This is a genomic window from bacterium, from assembly GCA_016699125.1.
Classification (GTDB): Bacteria; Babelota; Babeliae; order Babelales; family Vermiphilaceae; genus AWTP1-30.
In genome coordinates this window covers 335,032-352,741 of record CP064961.1, presented here as the reverse complement: position 1 = coordinate 352,741, position 17,710 = coordinate 335,032, and the positions used below count along the sequence as shown (strand labels likewise).

The 17,710-nt window shown below is 38.0% G+C and carries 18 protein-coding genes; 11 read left to right on the top strand and 7 right to left on the bottom strand.

Features of this window, described 5'->3' with window-relative positions; translation table 11 throughout:
- Positions 1–54: 54 nt before the first annotated feature.
- On the bottom strand, positions 55–405 hold the full coding sequence (gene tnpA, locus IPG37_01665; protein ID QQR54111.1) for an IS200/IS605 family transposase: 351 nt from the start codon (positions 403–405) through the stop codon (positions 55–57).
- Positions 406–652: 247 nt separating this feature from the next.
- On the opposite strand from tnpA, the gene IPG37_01660 reads away from it, so the two are divergent.
- Together IPG37_01660 and IPG37_01655 are read left to right on the top strand one after the other, a co-directional pair.
- A complete protein-coding gene (locus IPG37_01660; protein QQR54110.1) occupies positions 653–1,228 on the top strand; it encodes a hypothetical protein in 576 nt (191 codons plus the stop codon).
- A gap of 44 nt (positions 1,229–1,272) precedes the next feature.
- Entirely contained in the window at positions 1,273–2,013 is a 741-nt protein-coding gene (locus IPG37_01655) for a hypothetical protein (GenBank protein QQR54109.1), read from the top strand.
- Here IPG37_01655 and IPG37_01650 read toward each other — a convergent pair.
- Complete coding sequence (locus IPG37_01650; protein ID QQR54108.1) at positions 2,008–2,664, bottom strand: IS1595 family transposase; 657 nt, start codon at positions 2,662–2,664, stop codon at positions 2,008–2,010. The two genes, IPG37_01655 and IPG37_01650, sit on opposite strands and share 6 nt — an antisense overlap.
- A 522-nt stretch (positions 2,665–3,186) precedes the next feature.
- Between IPG37_01650 and IPG37_01645 the strand changes: the two genes are divergently transcribed.
- Both IPG37_01645 and IPG37_01640 read left to right on the top strand, forming a co-directional pair.
- A complete protein-coding gene (locus IPG37_01645; GenBank protein QQR54107.1) occupies positions 3,187–3,582 on the top strand; it encodes a hypothetical protein in 396 nt (131 codons plus the stop codon).
- Between the two features lie 49 nt (positions 3,583–3,631).
- Positions 3,632–4,009, top strand: a complete 378-nt coding sequence (locus IPG37_01640) for a hypothetical protein (GenBank protein QQR54106.1) — start codon at positions 3,632–3,634, stop codon at positions 4,007–4,009.
- Here IPG37_01640 and IPG37_01635 read toward each other — a convergent pair.
- The 4 genes from IPG37_01635 to IPG37_01620 form a co-directional block, all read right to left on the bottom strand.
- On the bottom strand, positions 3,981–4,730 hold the full coding sequence (locus IPG37_01635; GenBank protein ID QQR54105.1) for a TlyA family RNA methyltransferase: 750 nt from the start codon (positions 4,728–4,730) through the stop codon (positions 3,981–3,983). The genes IPG37_01640 and IPG37_01635 overlap by 29 nt on opposite strands.
- Before the next feature lie 36 nt (positions 4,731–4,766).
- Complete coding sequence (locus IPG37_01630; protein QQR54104.1) at positions 4,767–5,549, bottom strand: hypothetical protein; 783 nt, start codon at positions 5,547–5,549, stop codon at positions 4,767–4,769.
- Positions 5,550–5,552: 3 nt separating this feature from the next.
- Positions 5,553–8,111, bottom strand: coding sequence for a hypothetical protein (locus IPG37_01625; protein QQR54103.1), 2,559 nt, complete (start codon positions 8,109–8,111; stop codon positions 5,553–5,555).
- A gap of 160 nt (positions 8,112–8,271) precedes the next feature.
- Complete coding sequence (locus tag IPG37_01620) at positions 8,272–9,987, bottom strand: trypsin-like peptidase domain-containing protein (GenBank protein QQR54102.1); 1,716 nt, start codon at positions 9,985–9,987, stop codon at positions 8,272–8,274.
- Between the two features lie 352 nt (positions 9,988–10,339).
- On the opposite strand from IPG37_01620, the gene IPG37_01615 reads away from it, so the two are divergent.
- The 3 genes from IPG37_01615 (at position 10,340) to IPG37_01605 (ending at position 13,763) form a co-directional block, all read left to right on the top strand.
- Positions 10,340–11,638 (top strand): glycine--tRNA ligase, encoded by a 1,299-nt coding sequence (locus tag IPG37_01615; protein QQR54101.1) that lies wholly within the window; start codon positions 10,340–10,342, stop codon positions 11,636–11,638.
- 126 nt (positions 11,639–11,764) lie between these two features.
- Positions 11,765–13,108, top strand: a complete 1,344-nt coding sequence (locus IPG37_01610) for a hypothetical protein (GenBank protein ID QQR54100.1) — start codon at positions 11,765–11,767, stop codon at positions 13,106–13,108.
- 13 nt (positions 13,109–13,121) lie between these two features.
- On the top strand, positions 13,122–13,763 hold the full coding sequence (locus IPG37_01605; protein ID QQR54099.1) for a TrkA family potassium uptake protein: 642 nt from the start codon (positions 13,122–13,124) through the stop codon (positions 13,761–13,763).
- A 76-nt stretch (positions 13,764–13,839) separates the two neighbouring features.
- Here IPG37_01605 and IPG37_01600 read toward each other — a convergent pair whose 3' ends face one another.
- A complete protein-coding gene (locus tag IPG37_01600) occupies positions 13,840–14,265 on the bottom strand; it encodes a hypothetical protein (GenBank protein QQR54098.1) in 426 nt (141 codons plus the stop codon).
- Positions 14,266–14,526: 261 nt separating this feature from the next.
- On the opposite strand from IPG37_01600, the gene rsmA reads away from it, so the two are divergent.
- The 4 genes from rsmA (at position 14,527) to IPG37_01580 (ending at position 17,701) form a co-directional block, all read left to right on the top strand.
- Positions 14,527–15,309, top strand: a complete 783-nt coding sequence (gene rsmA / locus IPG37_01595; GenBank protein QQR54097.1) for a ribosomal RNA small subunit methyltransferase A — start codon at positions 14,527–14,529, stop codon at positions 15,307–15,309.
- Between the two features lie 160 nt (positions 15,310–15,469).
- Positions 15,470–15,964, top strand: coding sequence for a hypothetical protein (locus IPG37_01590; GenBank protein ID QQR54096.1), 495 nt, complete (start codon positions 15,470–15,472; stop codon positions 15,962–15,964).
- A gap of 229 nt (positions 15,965–16,193) precedes the next feature.
- Entirely contained in the window at positions 16,194–16,943 is a 750-nt protein-coding gene (locus IPG37_01585) for a hypothetical protein (protein ID QQR54095.1), read from the top strand.
- Positions 16,944–16,975: 32 nt separating this feature from the next.
- Positions 16,976–17,701, top strand: a complete 726-nt coding sequence (locus tag IPG37_01580) for a hypothetical protein (GenBank protein ID QQR54094.1) — start codon at positions 16,976–16,978, stop codon at positions 17,699–17,701.
- The last annotated feature ends 9 nt before the right edge of the window (positions 17,702–17,710 follow it).

The window sequence follows — 17,710 nt, the reverse complement described above, 5'->3', positions numbered from 1 at the left end:
CGGGGAATACAGGAAGCTCAAGACGCAAGCTGATAGAGATATGATAGAAAATGATTACTGTTCACAGACATACTTTCGTATGGCTTCTTCAATACATTGTCCAACAGTTTCACAGAAGGATCCATCAGACCAAAAATCATTTCCCCAAAGATATTTTTTTATTTCAGGCAACTGCTGACGTAGCATCCGACTTGTCGTACCTTTCAGTAGCTGTACTACTTTACTCACACTCACACTCGGTGGTAATTGAATTACTAAATGTACATGGTCAATCTGTATATTTAATTCTTGTATTGCCCACCCATTTATCACAACTATTTCTCTCAATAGTCTCTCTAATTCAATTTTGACACTTCCTTCCAATACCTTTTTTCTGTACTTTGGTATCCAAACTATATGATACATATTTCTGTGTTTCGTATGTGCACCACTCCAATATTTCTTCCTACTTCTCAGCTTAATCCTTTTTTACTACTCCTTCAACATCGGCGCTCTTCGCTGCGCTCTTAACACGCGCCTTTATGTTGCCAAGAAAACCACGGCCTTAAAAGACCGTGGTTTTCTTGGCATTTAAATAAATCGCAGGTTATTGCATTTTTTCTATAAATATCTGTATTATAAAATTAAAATACAAAATAAAATAGGTGAACATATGAACCTAAATCGATATAAACAGTTACAACTTGTTGTGCTTGGTGCACTTTTTATGATGAATGTAACAATGAATGCGATGAAAATTGAATATGATGCCGAAGAGCAAGCATATTTAGAAAAGGGTACGATGCCGACTAAAGTTTATTTTGGAGATACCGATTTCACTAATGAGGAAATAAATGAACTAAAAAAAATCTATAAACAAATTAAAGAAAGTACAAAAGAAGCGTTGGACAATATATGCAACCAAGCCGAGAGTGAAACTGTAAATTCACAAAATAGTGGAAGTATTTTCATCCTAATAGAAGCATGGAAAGCGTTAAAAGAACTCTCATTTGACATTGAAAAAAGTCGTCTAGCTAATAACAACACCTCTAGGATCGATTTCTCAGAGCACACAGCTTTCGTTGATTGGCGCGAAATAAAATCAAAAGCATTGGCGAATAACCTCCCACCCGCTAATCAACCTTCACAATCCGCAGGAGGTGGGTCTTCTAAATCATCAACATCACATTCTTGGAGCAGCATTTTTTCATCATTGTGGGATTGGTTAAGAGCACTGTGGCCCTGGTAATAGTATTGACATAAAAATAGGAAACGGTTTTAAAAAGGTATTTCATGAGTTTGAAAAATAAGATCTTCATTTTAACCCTTTTTTTACAGTACTGTCATCAGGATCATTGCATGGAAGATATCCTTTTAAAGCAAGACATTGCAAACCCTGAAGTTACAGACTTTAAAACTGTTATTGATGAACAATTTACCGAACTTGAGGGAGCAACCGATAACACTAAACAAGCGTTGAGACAGCTAAATAACCTGCCCAATCGTCCATTTACTGACCAAGAACTGGAGCAGAATCAAACATATTCAACTGAATTTCGGCAAATCAATACAATACAACAGTATCAACAACTTTTAAAAACACAGTGGAATAAGAACCAAGCATACTTTGAAAATGATTCGTCATTATTAATTCCTTTTTCAAATCATCTTTCTAATATTATTAAATGGTTCAACACGACCCAAACGACTATTAAAGAAAAGATAAATGAACAGAAAATTAATCCCATTTTTTTCTGGAACACATTCAAACTTCCTCCTCTGCAAGATTTTACAAATCAAAGTCAGAATATCCCGATACAAAACAGAAAAAAAACCTTAGCTTCTGAAATCATAACCACCTTTCCATCGGCACTAGTTACCGCTTATTTAAATGACATGAACACATTTTTTATAAATGCTTTAGCAATTAACAATACAAAGGAAAGATTAAGCAAATCGCAAAAAATTTTTAATGATACAAAAGAAACTGTTGCTACATTTAAAACACAGGGTCTTGCCCAGCAAAAATTATAATTTAGAAAAAACAACATCTAAAAGTATATCAAAAAGAGAATCATTACGAAAGTTGAATCTGAACTCTGATTCTTTGAGATGTAAAATGAACTTTGCGTCAGGAATTCCATTAAATTTAGCAAGTCTTCGTTTGGTGAAAGACCAGAAAGATTCTATTCCATTAACATGATTTTTGCCACGAGCAAACTCATTATGACTGTGAAAGATTCTGTAATGCTCATAGCCATTCAAAATGAGGCCATCATAAGCACGCCAACCATCAGTATAAATAGTTGAACCTTCCAATATTTGACCTTTGATAATAGGCATCAGTGCGTCCCTGGAGCAGTCATTTACAATAGAAACGTGCACTTTGCCTTCCCGTTTTAAGATTCCAAAAACGGGGATCTTGCCTTTTGCTCCACGTCCACGCTTGCCTCGTACTCGTTGTGGACCAAAATAGCTCTCATCAACTTCAATCTCACCTGCCAACTGTTCATTTTCTTTTTTTGAATAGTTCAAAATCTGTTGCCGAAATATTCCATAGTATCGATCTACAGTTTTGCGATTGAGGCCAAGAATTTTGGCAGTTTTTGTTGCAGGCAAATCTTGGGAAAAAAGCTTTAAAATTTTTTTAATCTTGTATCTTGATATTTTACTGTATTTGTACATGTTTCCAGCTTACCTTCTTTATCGGTGCTGGGCAAGACCCAAACACATACAAATTTAAACGACAAAACGGATGCTTTTTATCTTCAATTATTGAATGAAATGAAAAAAAAATAAATGAAATAGAAGCAGTCAACAATGAAAAGCAAAATAAAATAGAAACAGAACTTAAAAATACGAAAAAGAACTTAGAAAAAGCGTATCAAGATCTCATCGATTCCCAAAACAACACCCAAATAGATAACCAAATCAAACAGTTTAATTTTTTACAAACAGAATGTCTTCAAGCGATATATAATACATTTTCAAATGAAATAGTAACAAAAGAAAACAAGAAAAAATATCTTAATCAATTTGCAAACATTTACAGATCTACGACAAATACATTAATCAAAAAAATTCAAAACAGAATCCAGGGTCCAGATACACTCATAGAACAAAAAAATCAATATCAATTAGCCATACAAGAACTGAAAAAAAAGGCTCGGCTTAGTAATAATTTTTCTGAATTCGAGCAGTATTTTAATGAACTTGATCCTGAATCTAACCTACAAATTCAAGCGAAGCCCGCAAATCAAATACCGTTTACCCCAGCTCAACCAGCTCAACAATTACCTGTTCAACAACAGCAAAACTACCAAAGCCCACCGACAACTCCATTCAAGCAATCTCAAAATACTCAACCGGCAACCCAATGCAGTTCTGGCATACCAGCGCCAACTGGACAATCAACATCCAACACTGGTAACGGTGGAACAGCAACTCAACCACAAGCTACCAGGCTTGATAAAATTAAAACGTTTTTTTGGCGATTATTTGCCTGGCTACCCTCCTGGCGTGACATTGTATCAAAATTTGGCTTCTGATAATGCTTTGAGCTGTTTTTACCAGCTTTTCAGATTCAATAGTTGCATTCTTTAAAAGAATACTGCTATTCTTCAAAAAAACTGATTACACATTCGGTAAGAAAATGGTAAAAAGATCTATTTTTTGGGTAGTAGTTGCAACCATCTGTATCATAATCGATAGCTACTCTATTGTCGATGAACAAAAAGATACGGCCAAAGCATTTAACCAACCATCAAACGAGCAACCAGAAACGACATCAGAAAAACCAACCGAGCAATCAAAGTCTACCACCAACAAATGGGTATCAATTCCTGGCGGCACAGTTATAACCATTCCGGAAGAACCGGAAGAAAGTACTCTCTTTAATTACCTGTTTTTTAAAAAAACACTCTGGAATATAACCGTATATCCAACCGTACAAGCATTCAACAAACTGCTTTTCACCTTTGGACTTGCCAAACGAAAACCAACTATGGGCTGGTGGTCTTACCGATACTGAATAATCCTAAAAATTCCTGATTGCCATCACCACCAAGCATCGGAGATGGAATTAACTGTTTGAGAATAAATCCATGCTCTGCACATCCAGCTATAACTTTTTGTACCGCCTTTTGCCGATCATTTTCACTCCTGACAACTCCTGCACGATCAAGGCAATCAACATCAAGTTCAAATTGTGGTTTTATTAAAACAATGAGCAGACTTGCCGGTTTGAGCAATGGCAGGACTGCAGGTATCACTTTTAAGACAGAAATAAATGAAAGATCAAGCGTGATCAGGTCAACAGGTTCAGGCAACACAACACCATACCTGAGATTTATTTTTTCAAAAAGATATACGCGCGCATCTTGTGCAATCTTTTCATGCGTTTGGCCATGACCCACATCAATCCCGTACACTTTGCATGCCCCTTTTTGCAACAGACAGTCAGTAAAACCACCGGTCGAAATGCCGGCGTCCAGACAGACGAGCCCAGAAACATCGATCGACCAAGCGTTGAGCGCCGCCTCCAGCTTGAACCCTGCCCTGCTGACGTATTTTGGATGTTCAACCGTGAGCAGAACCTCACTTTCAGTGTCATAGAGATGACCAGGTTTTTTTACCACCTGATTGTTAATAAACACTGTCGCTGCCGCAATCTGCTGCTGAATCTGGCAGCGCGTCAGGTGCGGGTATTTTTGTTGAACAAGTAGATCAGCACGAACTTTTTTCTTTTCCATACAGTTTAGTGTAACAGATTTGCCAGTTTGGGGCTATTAACCTTTTTTTGAAAACAATGACCTTCTGCGTGAACGCAATGCCTGACCAACTGTTTTTGCCTGACGTCGAAGTCGGTAAAAGGTTGACTTACCCTGTGTTGCCGTACTAAATCTGTCCAACACCTCTTTTGATGGATGGATAATCTGCGAAACAATATCGCCAGAATAATGAGTCAACCGTTTTAAAAGTGTCTCAACGGAACTGTCATAGACACTGGTTTTTGAAAATACTGATTTTGCCGGTTTAAAATCCCACTCCTGGTTCTTTTTAACACAGATATCGACTGCCTTGATCCAGACGTATTCATCTTCAAGCTCTTCATCTTGGTCAGCAGCATAATACGCAGGCGCCTTTGAAAGTACCTGCTGTTTAATGAATGGAACTTCAATACACAGAAGTTTTAACTGATCTTTTTCAACCGTTTTTGCACGTTCTTCTGCTAGCTGAAGCCATACCTTGGTCGTGGCAACACTGTGACGAAAATGCTCTTCGCTCGGATGTGCATGTAACATATGCTCATTATGCAGATCAGATTTGCCCCATAATGCTTTTGTCTGTTTTGAAAACAGTTTTGCAAGTTTATGATTAAAGTCTGTTTTTTTTGATTTTTTATCGTAGGGAAGTCCACCAAAAAAGTATACTTTTGCTTTATTGGTACGGAAAAGAAAATATGCTTGGCCAAACTGATACGCATACGGCAAGACAAAAAGCTGCTTTGCATCCAACAACCATCCAGAAAGTAATAGCTGCATCATAAAAATATGTTTACAATAGTTCATTGTTTATTCCTTCTTCTTTAAAAAATCTTTTAACCAATTTTGTACAAGATCTGGAAGCCAGCGTAACCACCACGGTAGGTCTTCTTCTTTTTTGTTTTCTAATGTTTTATTTTTAAGCTTACTATCATTTGAAGTTCCTCCAGTTTCAGGCTGACCAGCTAGTTCCAGTTTATTTCCATCAGTTTGATTTCCATCGCCTTGATTCGCATATACAACTGGAGATTCAGCCACATCTTTCGGCAAATTACCCTCAGCTGATTGTTCAACGACCGATTCTGACAAAGGTTCAGGTGTATTGGTAAGCAGCTTGACAGGCTGATCAGCTGCTGTCGTATCTTCTGGAATTGGAAAGATCAGTTCTAATATAGCATTGCGCATCCTGATTGAAACATACATGATGCCTGTATCAAGATTGTGCATATAGTTTACGGCTTCTAATTCAGAGTATTTTTTAGCAAAACTGACAATGCAAAATAGTGTTTCTTGCAAGCTGCTTTTTTCCTTGAACGTTGGAAGCTTTGCAAAAAAACTGTTTGGTCGCTGTTCTGGTTCAAAAAAAGCACTAATCGGTGCACGTGGCATAGACAAAAGAACAACATCTGCATTGTCAGGCAAAAGCTGTAGTGCAATTGGGAATGCAACAGCGGGTTGATCCATTTCAATCTTATCATTTAATTGAAACCTAAACCCAGGCTGTAGTTTTTGCAAAAATGGCAACACGGATACAGCAGGAAAAACAAGAAATACCTTGTCATTCTGTTTTGCAAGCGTTTGTTCCTGCTTAAAAACACGTTCATTTATCAGTGGGACTGGTACGAGCTGATCGCCCGAGGTATTATCGGGCTCGAGTTGGGCAATCTGACTTTCCAACGTATCAGATTTGACAATACCTTCATTATTATTGTCTGCAACCGGCGTGGGTTTTTTATGGAGCTGGAGAGACTTTTTTTTGTGTTTACGTGTCACATTTTTTTTAAAAAGCAGTAATCGCAACTTTACTGGCGCAATTTTTTCGTACTCAAAAAGAAGTTTTAGGTATTTTGCTAATTCACTTTCTTTTGATCGTTGTGCAAGCCTGGTAAGTTTTTGCCCAAGTACTCGTTGTTTTTGAATAGGTGTTAACTGTTTTTTCTGTTCTTGTTTATTTTTAATTGCTGGAATTGTTTGTTGATTTACCGGTTTGCCAAGTGCATTTTGATTAATAGTTTGATGAACCTTTTTTTGCTCATCTGTTTGAACTACTTGTGCAGGTAACGGTTCAGCTTCCTGTAGCTCGAATCCATCTATTTCATTTAATGCACCTAACTCTGTATTTTTATCTTCATCAAAATCATCAGCTTCACCTGAACTTGCTTGACTAAGCATATTTTTTCGTGTTTCTCGTTTCTGTTTATCAGCCTGCAAAAACTGATTTTTATTCAACTCGGAGGTAGGTACGACTCCTGACTGAACATTTAGTCGTGAACGCTTAGCTTGCAGACCGGTAAAACCGGTTACTCTTTTTTCTATTTTTGAAAGTTCAGCAAGTAAGTCTTCTTTTGTTTCTAGTTTTTGTATAAATATTTTTGTTAAATGAAAAATTTTGTAAAACGGTGAACTCAAAACAAGATTTGATTGGGAAAAAAGATATAAAAAAAGCCTCATTTCATCAAGATATTGTTGAGATAAATTTCTTTTTGATGTGGTATGTAAACCATTGAAAGTCTTTTGCAAGAAGACATCATTAAAAATTGTTCGAGAAAAATTTCCATAAAATGCGCTTACTCTCTCATCTGTTAACATAAACAGAGCATGTTTTCGATCATCGAACCAATAAGCATTATTTTTTTGCTTGTTGGTTAAAAAATTTGCCCAGCACACTACAAGCTCTGTCCTAAATAAAACTGCATACTCATGAATCAAAGGAAATGTAAAAACATATTTATTATGAACATCATGTAAAATCTGATCAACACTTAAAACAGCATTAAATCTGTTAGTTTTTTCTGGCTTTAAAAACAGAACAAATGAAAACTCTCCTCGTTCTTTCTTCTTTATATCTTGCTGCTTTTCAATTTTAAAAAACCCAACTGATTCATTTATCACGTTTATATTGTCAATAGGACGACCAATATAGATCTGCTCATGTTCATTAATTACAAAATTCGTTCTTACTTTTTCATATAAAATCATGATAGCACACAGTTTTTCTGCTTCATTTTTATATACCACTGCATAGCGACTGGATATATTGTTTATTTTTTCATGTGCATCTATTGTTTTGTCAAAAACTGCATTCAGAAAATGGTGCGGCAACAGATTGTTTACTTTGGTTAAGTCTGCACTTTTTGGTTGTTTAAGCTGCAATGCATCAAACTGGGCCTTTGTAACTGAACTACTCAAAAAAGAGTCTCTATTATTTTGATGCTCGACAAACACATATAGTTGGCCAGTTGCTGTGATGAAGGTGGGCAAGAGGACAACTGTATACAGATCTTGATTGAAATTTTTAATCTGCACAGTGGCGGCATGCTGGTTGTATGGAAAAAGGATCAAAAACAAAAATAAAAAATGTGCATTCATACTCAGCTCTTTTTGAAAAGTTTTTATTAGTTTCCAAAAAAGAGCAATTAAAATGCAACTGATTAGAAGAAAAAATGACATTCTGTTTTTAAAAAAGCCTATTTACCTATAAAAAAAGAGGCACCTGCGCAAGTGCCTCTTTTTCATAATTGTTGCCATATTAGGTTTTTACCAGTTTTGAACTTTGTGCAAACGCTCCTGCAAAGGCTTGCCGCTTTTCAAAGGTTGCAAGCAGCTCTTTCATCGTTGTGCTTAACGGATACCGATAATCGGATGCAAATTTTTTCTCTTGCGAAAGCATTTTTTGATACTCAAGCACCACAAAAATAGGATCTGCCATGCGTGTACCATTGTCTTTTGACGTAATGGTCAAAAATTTATTGGTCATGCCCTTTTTCAAAGCCGCACGCAGCTCTGCCAAGGTTGAAACGGCAATGCCATTTACTTCAACCAATGTACTTCCAACGGTAATGGTACGTGTTCGATAGACAACCGAATTTGGAAAAACATGCGTTACAACCAACGCAGCATTCGCCTGTTGCTTGAAATCAGCGAAATCTGCCAGCCCTGGTGCTGCTTCAATCAATGTATGAACATGGTTCAAAGTGAGGGGCATGACTACCATGCCACCGAAAATCTCATAATCAATCTCATCATATCCGGGATAGATTTTTCGCACTGCTGGTTGAACTGCCATATTAAACTGTACTGCAAGCTCCATTCGTTTGCCTTTTCGGTATAACACAAGTTTTAACTCCTGGCCAACTGGCAGGCGACCAACAAAATCGATAATTGAAAGTTTATCTTCACTCCATGGCACTTTCATTTCACCAAAAAGATCGATCGGATGACCATTGATCTCATAAATCATATCACCTCGTTGGACTCCTGCTTTGTCGAGTGTACTGCCAGGCAAAACACCAACCACATAACAACCGCCAGGCAAAGGATTGCCAAGGTATTCAGTTAATTCAACCGAACCGTTGTTAAAAAAGACTCCCAAAAATGGCTTTCTTAACAACGGGGTAGTATACAGTTCTGATAAAACCAGTTTTAAATCATTGATCGGAATGGCATACCCAACATTTTGCGCCTCCATGATGCCTGCTGAATTAATGCCGATCACCTCACCCTTGCTGTTTAACAATGGACCGCCAGACGAACCCGGATTGATTGGTGCACTCATCTGAATATAATGCCTTTCATGCCCACTAATAACACCTGTGGTACTTTTCAATGACTGTTGGCCTAGCGGATATCCAAGCGCCAAAACATCGTCAGAACGAAAAACCTTATCAGAGTCACCGAGTGGCAAAAAGGGGATCGCACCCAAGGCTTCATTAATCATTTTTTTGCTTTCTTCTGTTAATCGTAACAGTGCAAGGTCACGCTCAGGACTGATGCCCACAATATCAACGTCAATGATCCGTTTACCCAACGAAGGAATCTGAATCCATACCGCTTTTGCCTGTGTGACCACGTGAGCATTGGTGATCAGGTCGCCATCTGCGTTAATAAAAAAACCGCTGCCGTATGCTGCTCCTTGCGAGGGTGTTTTGTAAGGTTGCAAAATATCGATTGCTGCAATTTGAGAAAATATCTGCACCACAGTATCCTTGACCATATCCTGTACAGGCTTCCACAATTGAGATGAGGTGACTACCATCTGTTGCACCACACCTGCAAGTTTACGTTCTGGCTCACTTTGTTCCTGTTTTACAAGGTCCTGTTTGAGATTTTCAGTTTTTATATGCACTGAATGGATGGTCGTTTCTAAATAGTACAGTTTATAATATAAAAAACCGGACAAAACGATGCTGTAAACAAAAAGAAAAATTATACCATTCCTTTGTATCGATGAAGTATTGCCTGTCATTCAGTTCCTTCTGTTTGTATGGATAAATCTGCTCAATCGTACCATTTTGTTACCAGATGTACAATAAGAGATGATTGTTTGTTTTTTTCTTTTTTCTTTTTTTTTGATTGCGCATATTTCGTTTCATGATCACTGTTTTTTGTTTTTTAACATTATGTTTTTTTGCGGATGGTCGAGCACACAACCATCCGCAAAAAAACGTTATATTGAATAGAAATGAAATGAGCTCAAAAAACTTCCCATACCTTTTTCACAAAAACAAAAACATAAGCAAAAATGAATGATTTTGCGTTTACTTTCACGCAAGGATATACTAAATCATAATCATCTTTAAAAATTAAAAGGATTTTCTATGGCAACCACCCTTGAGGCAATCGTATCTTTGTGTAAACGACGCGGCTTTGTGTATCCATCAGCTGAAATTTATGGTGGATTAAATGGAGTGTACGATATGGGACACTTGGGTGCTTTGATGAAAGAGAACATCAGGAAAGCATGGAAAAAATCGGTAAAGCTGCAAGGCCATCAGACACTTTTTATGGAAGGTGCATTATTAGGTCACGAGGGAGTCTGGACCGCATCGGGACATGTAAGTAACTTTCATGATCCGATGGTTGACTGTTTGCATTGTAAAAAAAGATACCGTGCAGATGACATTGATCTGAACAAACCGTGTGCACACTGCGGCAACAAGGGTTGGACCGAGGTACGACAGTTTAATCTTATGTTCAAAACAGAACTTGGTGCGGCCCAAGGATCAAGCTCCGTTGCATACCTGCGCCCAGAAACCGCACAAGCAATTTTTCCTAACTTTAAAAATGTGTACAGCACCAATCGTGTCAAAATTCCGTTTGGCATCGCACAGGTTGGAAAAGCGTTCAGAAATGAGATCACCCCAAAACAGTTTCTGTTTCGTATGCGCGAGTTTGAACAGATGGAGATCGAATGGTTTTGTCACCCGGATGAGTCGATGCATTTTTTTGATATCTGGTGCCAAAAACGGAAAGCGTTTTATCAGGCCATTGGTATGAATATGGACAAAATACGTTTTAGAGCACATGAAAAAGATGAGTTGTCCCATTATTCAAAACAGACAAGCGATATCGAATATGAGTTTCCTTTTGGGTGGAAAGAACTTGAAGGTATTGCGCATCGGGGAAACTTTGATTTGACACAACATTCCAAACATTCATCAAAAGATCTTTCCGTGCATGATGAGGCAACAAATACAAGTTTTGTTCCGCATGTGGTCGAATGTTCAGTCGGTGTTGATCGACTCTTTTTGACCATTCTGTTTGATGCGTATCAGGTTGATATGGTCGACGGTGAAGAACGAACGGTTTTAAAACTGCATCCACAGATCGCACCGATCAAAGCAGCCTTCTTGCCGCTCACCAAGCAGCTGACAGAACCTGCATTAAAAGCATTTCAAAATACATTAAACCTTGAGATTGAAACAATTTTTGATGATTCGGGCTCGATCGGAAAACGGTATCGTCGCTATGATGAGATTGGTGTTCCTGCCTGTTTTACTTTCGATTTTGAAAGTCCAAATGATCAGTGCGTTACCGTGCGTAATCGTGATACACTGGCACAGGAACGTATTGGAATCGACAAAGTCAGTAGTTATGTGAATGACCTTTTAAAATAGAAGTTATAATGGTCTACGATTGGAATAACTGATCAGGCCCTTTTTCTTATCCTTTATTTTTGGTAGGCTACCTCTTATATACATTTTTTATACGTATGCAGATCTTACTTTTTTTGAGATATAAAAATGAGCAGTAAAAAACTGGTTGATTTTTCTCCAGGCAGGGTTGTTATTTTATCACTTCTTTCAATGATTGTGGTCGGAGTACTGCTATTATCATTGCCTTCTGCAACCACAAAACCGATCGCTTTGATCGATCTTTTTTTTACGACCACCTCATTCACCTGCGTGACCGGGCTTCTGACTGTTTCTTTGGACAGCTTTTCATTTTTTGGCCAATGCATTCTGCTCTGTATCATGCAGATCGGCGGCCTCGGCATTATCACGCTCACGCTATTATTTATGTACCTGATTGCAGAGCTAGGCCTTGCAACCCAGCTGATGGCAGGACAGCTACTCGAGATCGATTCGTGGCCACAGATAAAAAAGCTTCTTATTTTTATCACCTTATTTACCATATCAATCGAACTTATCGCCACGGTACTGTTATTCCCTACATTTTACACGCATCACAGTTTTGCCCAAGCAGTCTTTTTCTCATTTTTCCATGCAGTCAGCATTTTTTGTAATGCGGGCGTCTGGTTGGCGCCAGATACGGATATTCAGATATTTTTGGGTAACGGCTTTGCCTTAACTGTCATGGCGATCTTGATCTTAATCTCCGATATCGGATTTATGGCATGGTATGAACTGTACCAGAAAACCGACCTGTTACACGAACGAAAAAAGATTCATCTTTCGTTGCAAAGCAAAATCGTATTTCATGCAACTCTATTAATTGTATCGGTAAGCACGCTGCTTTTTTTATGCCTTGAATGGACGCGAACACTTGCCCGTCTTCCCTTTTTGAAAAAAATAGGCATCGCTTTTTTTAATGGAAATTCGATGCGAAGCACAGGAATGATATTTGATCAGACGGCCAACCTGCATCCGGGCACCTCATTATTGGCAATGCTTTTGGCATTTGTCGGTGCAGCGCCGCTATCGACAGGGAGTGGTGTAAAAATAACCACAGTTGCGGTATTTTTGGCAATGATACGATCAGTACTCAACAGTAGATTTGCGGTTGAAATTAAAGGGCGAACCATTCCGTTTGAACAGGCACAAAAAGCATGCGCTATCATTTTTTTGACTATTGCATGGATCTTTTTGAGTAGTTTCTGCCTGTTGCTTGTGCAACCAAATCTGCAGATTCATGATGTTCTTTTTGAAACCACCATGGCAATTACAAACGTTGGAATCAGCAGCGGTTTGACGCAACAGCTTTCAACGCTTGGAAAACTTATCATCATGATTACCATGATCATTGGCCGCATAGGATCTGTCACATTATTGCTCGCAATTTTATCTTCAAAAACAAGAAAAGTAACCGATTTTTCATATCCAGAAGAGCGTGTCACTTTTGGATGAGTAAGGAAAAACTATGAAATGTTGTGTCATTGGATTAGGACGATTTGGCTACCAGGTAGCCACCACATTGGCAGAAAATGGTGTTGAAGTGATGGCAGTTGATAGCAATGAATCGATTATTGCATCGATTAAAGATCATGTCACACAGGCAATCTGTATGCATATTACTGACGAAGCTTCTTTGCGCAGTCTTGGCGTTGATGAGATGGATGTCGCGGTGGTTGCCATTGGCGAAAACCTTGCACAGTCGATCACCATTGCGGTTTTTTTAAAAAAGGGACTCAAAGTTCCGCGAGTCATTGCCCGAGCAGTTACAGAAATTCACCGGGATATTTTAAAACTGGTTGGCGCAGATCGTGTGGTACTGCCTGAAAAGGATACTGCCATTCGCGTTGCCGACGGAATCAGTGCATCATTTTTAGACATTGTCAGAATTAGCAAGCAGTTTGCGGTCGTACAGCTTGCAACTCCCAAATCATTTGTTGGAAAAACAGTCAAAGAGATCGGGTTTCTTGAAAATTATGATGTTCACTGCGTGGGAATTAAAGATACAAAAGATCTGGTCGTCACAGTCACGCCCCAATATCAGATCAAACTGAACGACCGACTTATCTGCGCAGGTATGATTCAAGATCTTGAGCGATTAACTCAATAGTGTTTGTTATTAAAAAAGGGACCTGCAATGGCGCAAGCCCTTTTTTAAATTAAAATGATTGTATAAAAAGTGTTGACTATTGAATTGCTTTTAATACAGAATCCTTAAAAAATTTCAGACCAGGAGTGAATAATGGATAAAAACTGGAACATTTCTCTGGGGAAATTCTCACCTTATAGAAACAATCTATATAGTCTTCTTTTATAAGCTGATTCATAATTTTAACAGCAAACTGAAGCCCGTCTTCCTGGCTGTTTTGTAAATCAAAGTCGAAATATTCTTTAAAATATTTTTTAAGACGAATATCAGCTGGATCATTTTTATACTTCAATTTTATTTCTTCACACCCTTGTTCCGCATAGTCCAATTTCTCTTCGTCAAAAATACTAGCGACTGATGGGTCTATTTTATTAAGTTCCTGCCACCATGATTTTTGATCCTGCGCCGTGCACCAACCAGTAAAAAGAAAACTGAACCCAAAAGCATACATACATTTTTTCATAACACTGACCCTAAACTTTAGAAATATTTGAGAAAGATTGCTTTCAGTATACACGCTTGCCTAAAAATCTCAAGCTCGATCATTTTGGAATGCGCCTTTTAATCGTTAATGGGTTCGCAAGCAAACAAAGATTTTTTTAAACTCTGAAAAAGTCCTTACACTTTTTTAAAATATATGGTGTTTAAACCAGTTTTATGTTACAATGCAAATCTATCTAATAAATTTACCAAAACATAGACCTGTTTTTAAAAAAGAGAGAAAATGGCTCAAAGCGCTGGTGTTCTTTTAAAAAAAAAATTTGGACAACATTTTTTACGTGATTATGACGTGCTTGCCAAAATCATCCAACATGCACAGTTAACAGAGGCTGACTCGGTGTTGGAAATCGGCTGTGGTGATGGGTTTTTGACTCGGGCACTGTTGGACGAGCCCATCAAAAAACTTTGCTCATTTGAAATCGACCAGCAATGGGCGACACAGGTCAAAAATAGCATTCAAGATGACCGGTTTGAGCTGAAAATACAGGATATCCTGACCATTCAAAATGATTTTTTTGTCCACGACGGCTTATGGAAAGTGGTTGCCAATCTGCCATACAACATCACCTTTCCTATTCTGGAAATCTTTCGGCTGCAGTCTGATTATTTAGACCGTGGCATTATCATGATTCAGGAAGAGGTAGCGCAAAAACTGGCAAAAAAAGCCGGAAACGGCAAAGATTACGGTTTCGTATCGCTTTTTTATCAATACTATTTCGATTTTACACTCCTTGACAAGGTGCTGCCAGCCTCATTTTTTCCCATGCCGAATGTAGTATCCCGACTGATCGCGTTTCGACCAAAAAAAGAGCGCCCCGCAATTGAGGATGCTGAGAATTTTTGGAATTTTATAAAGTTAGTTTTTAAGCAACCACGCAGGACATTAAAAAATAATCTGGCGGAGTCATCTTTGAAAATCAGCCAGTTATCAGAAGAGGTTTTACAAAAAAGGGCCCAACAGCTTGATTTTCAACAGTTATTGCAGCTCTGGCATGCGATAAAATGAGCGTCAGTATGCCTTCATGTGCCGCTTTTCAGCTTGCTTAATTGATTGAATAATTTCAATTTTTATATAAACATAAACATTTATTGAAAAAAGTTGCGCTTTTTATTTTTTCTGTTCTACTAAACAGTAGGTGATAGGTACTTTACAGCAAGGAAAACAGATGACAAAAACCCTATTCAACGTCAATCGATCGACTTTGTGCATAAGCATGTTTCTGGCCGGCGCACTCTTAACCACAGGTCAGACGGAGGCAAATCCACTTAATCTTATCCCCATCTTGTTTAAAACCGCAAAAAACATTATCCACACAAGCATTTTGAACATACAAAATGCGTCAGCGGAAGAGCTCTGTTATCTGGGAGCCGGCTCGGGTGTGGGTGCAGCGATCGGATATCTCTTTTATTACGCAACTCCCTTTATATTCTGGTCGGCATTCAAAGCCGCTACCGTTCATCAGGCATACCACGGTGCAAGCATGGTTGCTCTCTTTTTTGGGGTTAAATATGCATTGGGAATGTTACATGCAGACGAGCCATTACATATTAGCGATGTTCACAAAAAGATAGATTTCATGGTCAGCGGCTTTTTTATTGGTTACTTTGCTGGCCTTTTGGCAAAATCAGTAAAAAAATATCGTGAGGCTAAAAATCTATAAAACTAGTACATGTACCTAGGGTAATAGACCCTCAAAAAACAGTTCTGGGTAAACTAAATCTCAATGTTTCTAGTAAATGGAGACAGAGCTCAGAGTAGTATTTTAAATTCGTATTCATAATAAAAACAGGTTTAAAATATGTATTTAAACAATATTATTGAATAAATAAACTAAAAAATGATAAAATCATTAATGAGAAATCCCAAGGGCCTAATGGGGCAGATAATAGATGGAAAAAAGTGGTGTTTGTTTTTTTTTAATACTGTCGTATGCAACTGCGGCGAGCTTCATACACCTTGCAACGATTCATAGTCAATCATTTGATACGGTTAGTAAACCCTATCCGTACAGCAGAAATAGACAGGTGTCAAAAGGTTTTACAACAACCGAGTACCAGAAGTTACAAAACTATCTGGAACAGCGAGTCACTGAATATGAGATAAAAGCAAATCATGCAAAAAAACATGCATATGAAGAATGTATGACCCTTTTAAAAAAATTAAAAAATAGCTTACCTACAGCATTTATCAAAGAAAACGCGCACTATGATGGACAACAGGTTAAAAAGCTTATTAAGCAGTTAGAAACACTGGATGAGGACATACAATCAGTTGTAGATGCCGTACCTCTGAGAATCAGTTTTTTAAAAGGAAAACTCGAAAAAAGCTGGTTTTTGATAAAAGAGATTTTAACCATTGAATGGCAGTTTGAGTATGACGACGTACACAAAAATATGATCGATCCTTTTTCTGCTCGCTGGCCACAGGTTGAAGATAAAGCATGGCACGTGATTTTACTAGTTGAACAGCTCTATCGAAGTTATGACAAGCGATGCACGCAAGAAGAGATTGAAACTGCAGTATCTATTCTGGAAGAGTATCTACTGTCGTTCGAATTTCAGGTTTCAAATATCGTCACTCGGGCTGCAGTGCAAGCAAGAAAGAAACTTGAAAATATAAGAACAATAAGAGGAATGTAATATATATAAAATATAAAAAAGAAGGGTTTGTAATGACAAAATTTAAAATTAATGCATTACTTTTAATAGTTACTCTAGGCCTGGAGGTGCTGGCAAATTCAGCACAATTAACAAAAACAGAAATACAACGACTAAAAGATTATTTACTTGAGCAAAAACAGGCCGCAACTGATAAGCGCGCAGCACTTGATGTTGAGCTACAAGCAGCACTTGACGCAAAAGAAGATGCAGGAGGCCAACATGTCAAGGATATCAAAAGTGCTATGTTTCCCTTAACAGATATTATTCAACATACTGACAAATTGTTAGAACAGCTACGCACTGGCAAATATGACTACAGTCTTGTTGTGGCACAACTGAAGTCACTGGGCACAAATCCTCAAAGTGTTTTAAAAACAACTGGCGTACGTGACAAGTTACTTTCTGGTCAAAAAATACATGCACTTATTGTTGAGATAGATGCCGTTAATCCAGAAAGATCTACTGATGAAATCGATGAAGCTTTTTTAAAGCAAAAGATCGGAAAGCAGTCTGATAAACGAATGATGTACATTGCAACAGATCTGACAGATCGCCTCTATAAAAAGCATGGAGAAATTACCGATTTGACTGATTTGAAAACTGGAATCACCATTTTGAGAACATACCTGGTGGGCTTTCAGAATGATACCACAATCAAAGCCGTACAAAAAAGACCTATCGTTGCAGCACTGAACAAACTGGTTGATATTGAAAACGCACGACTTCGCACATCTTAAATCAGACTA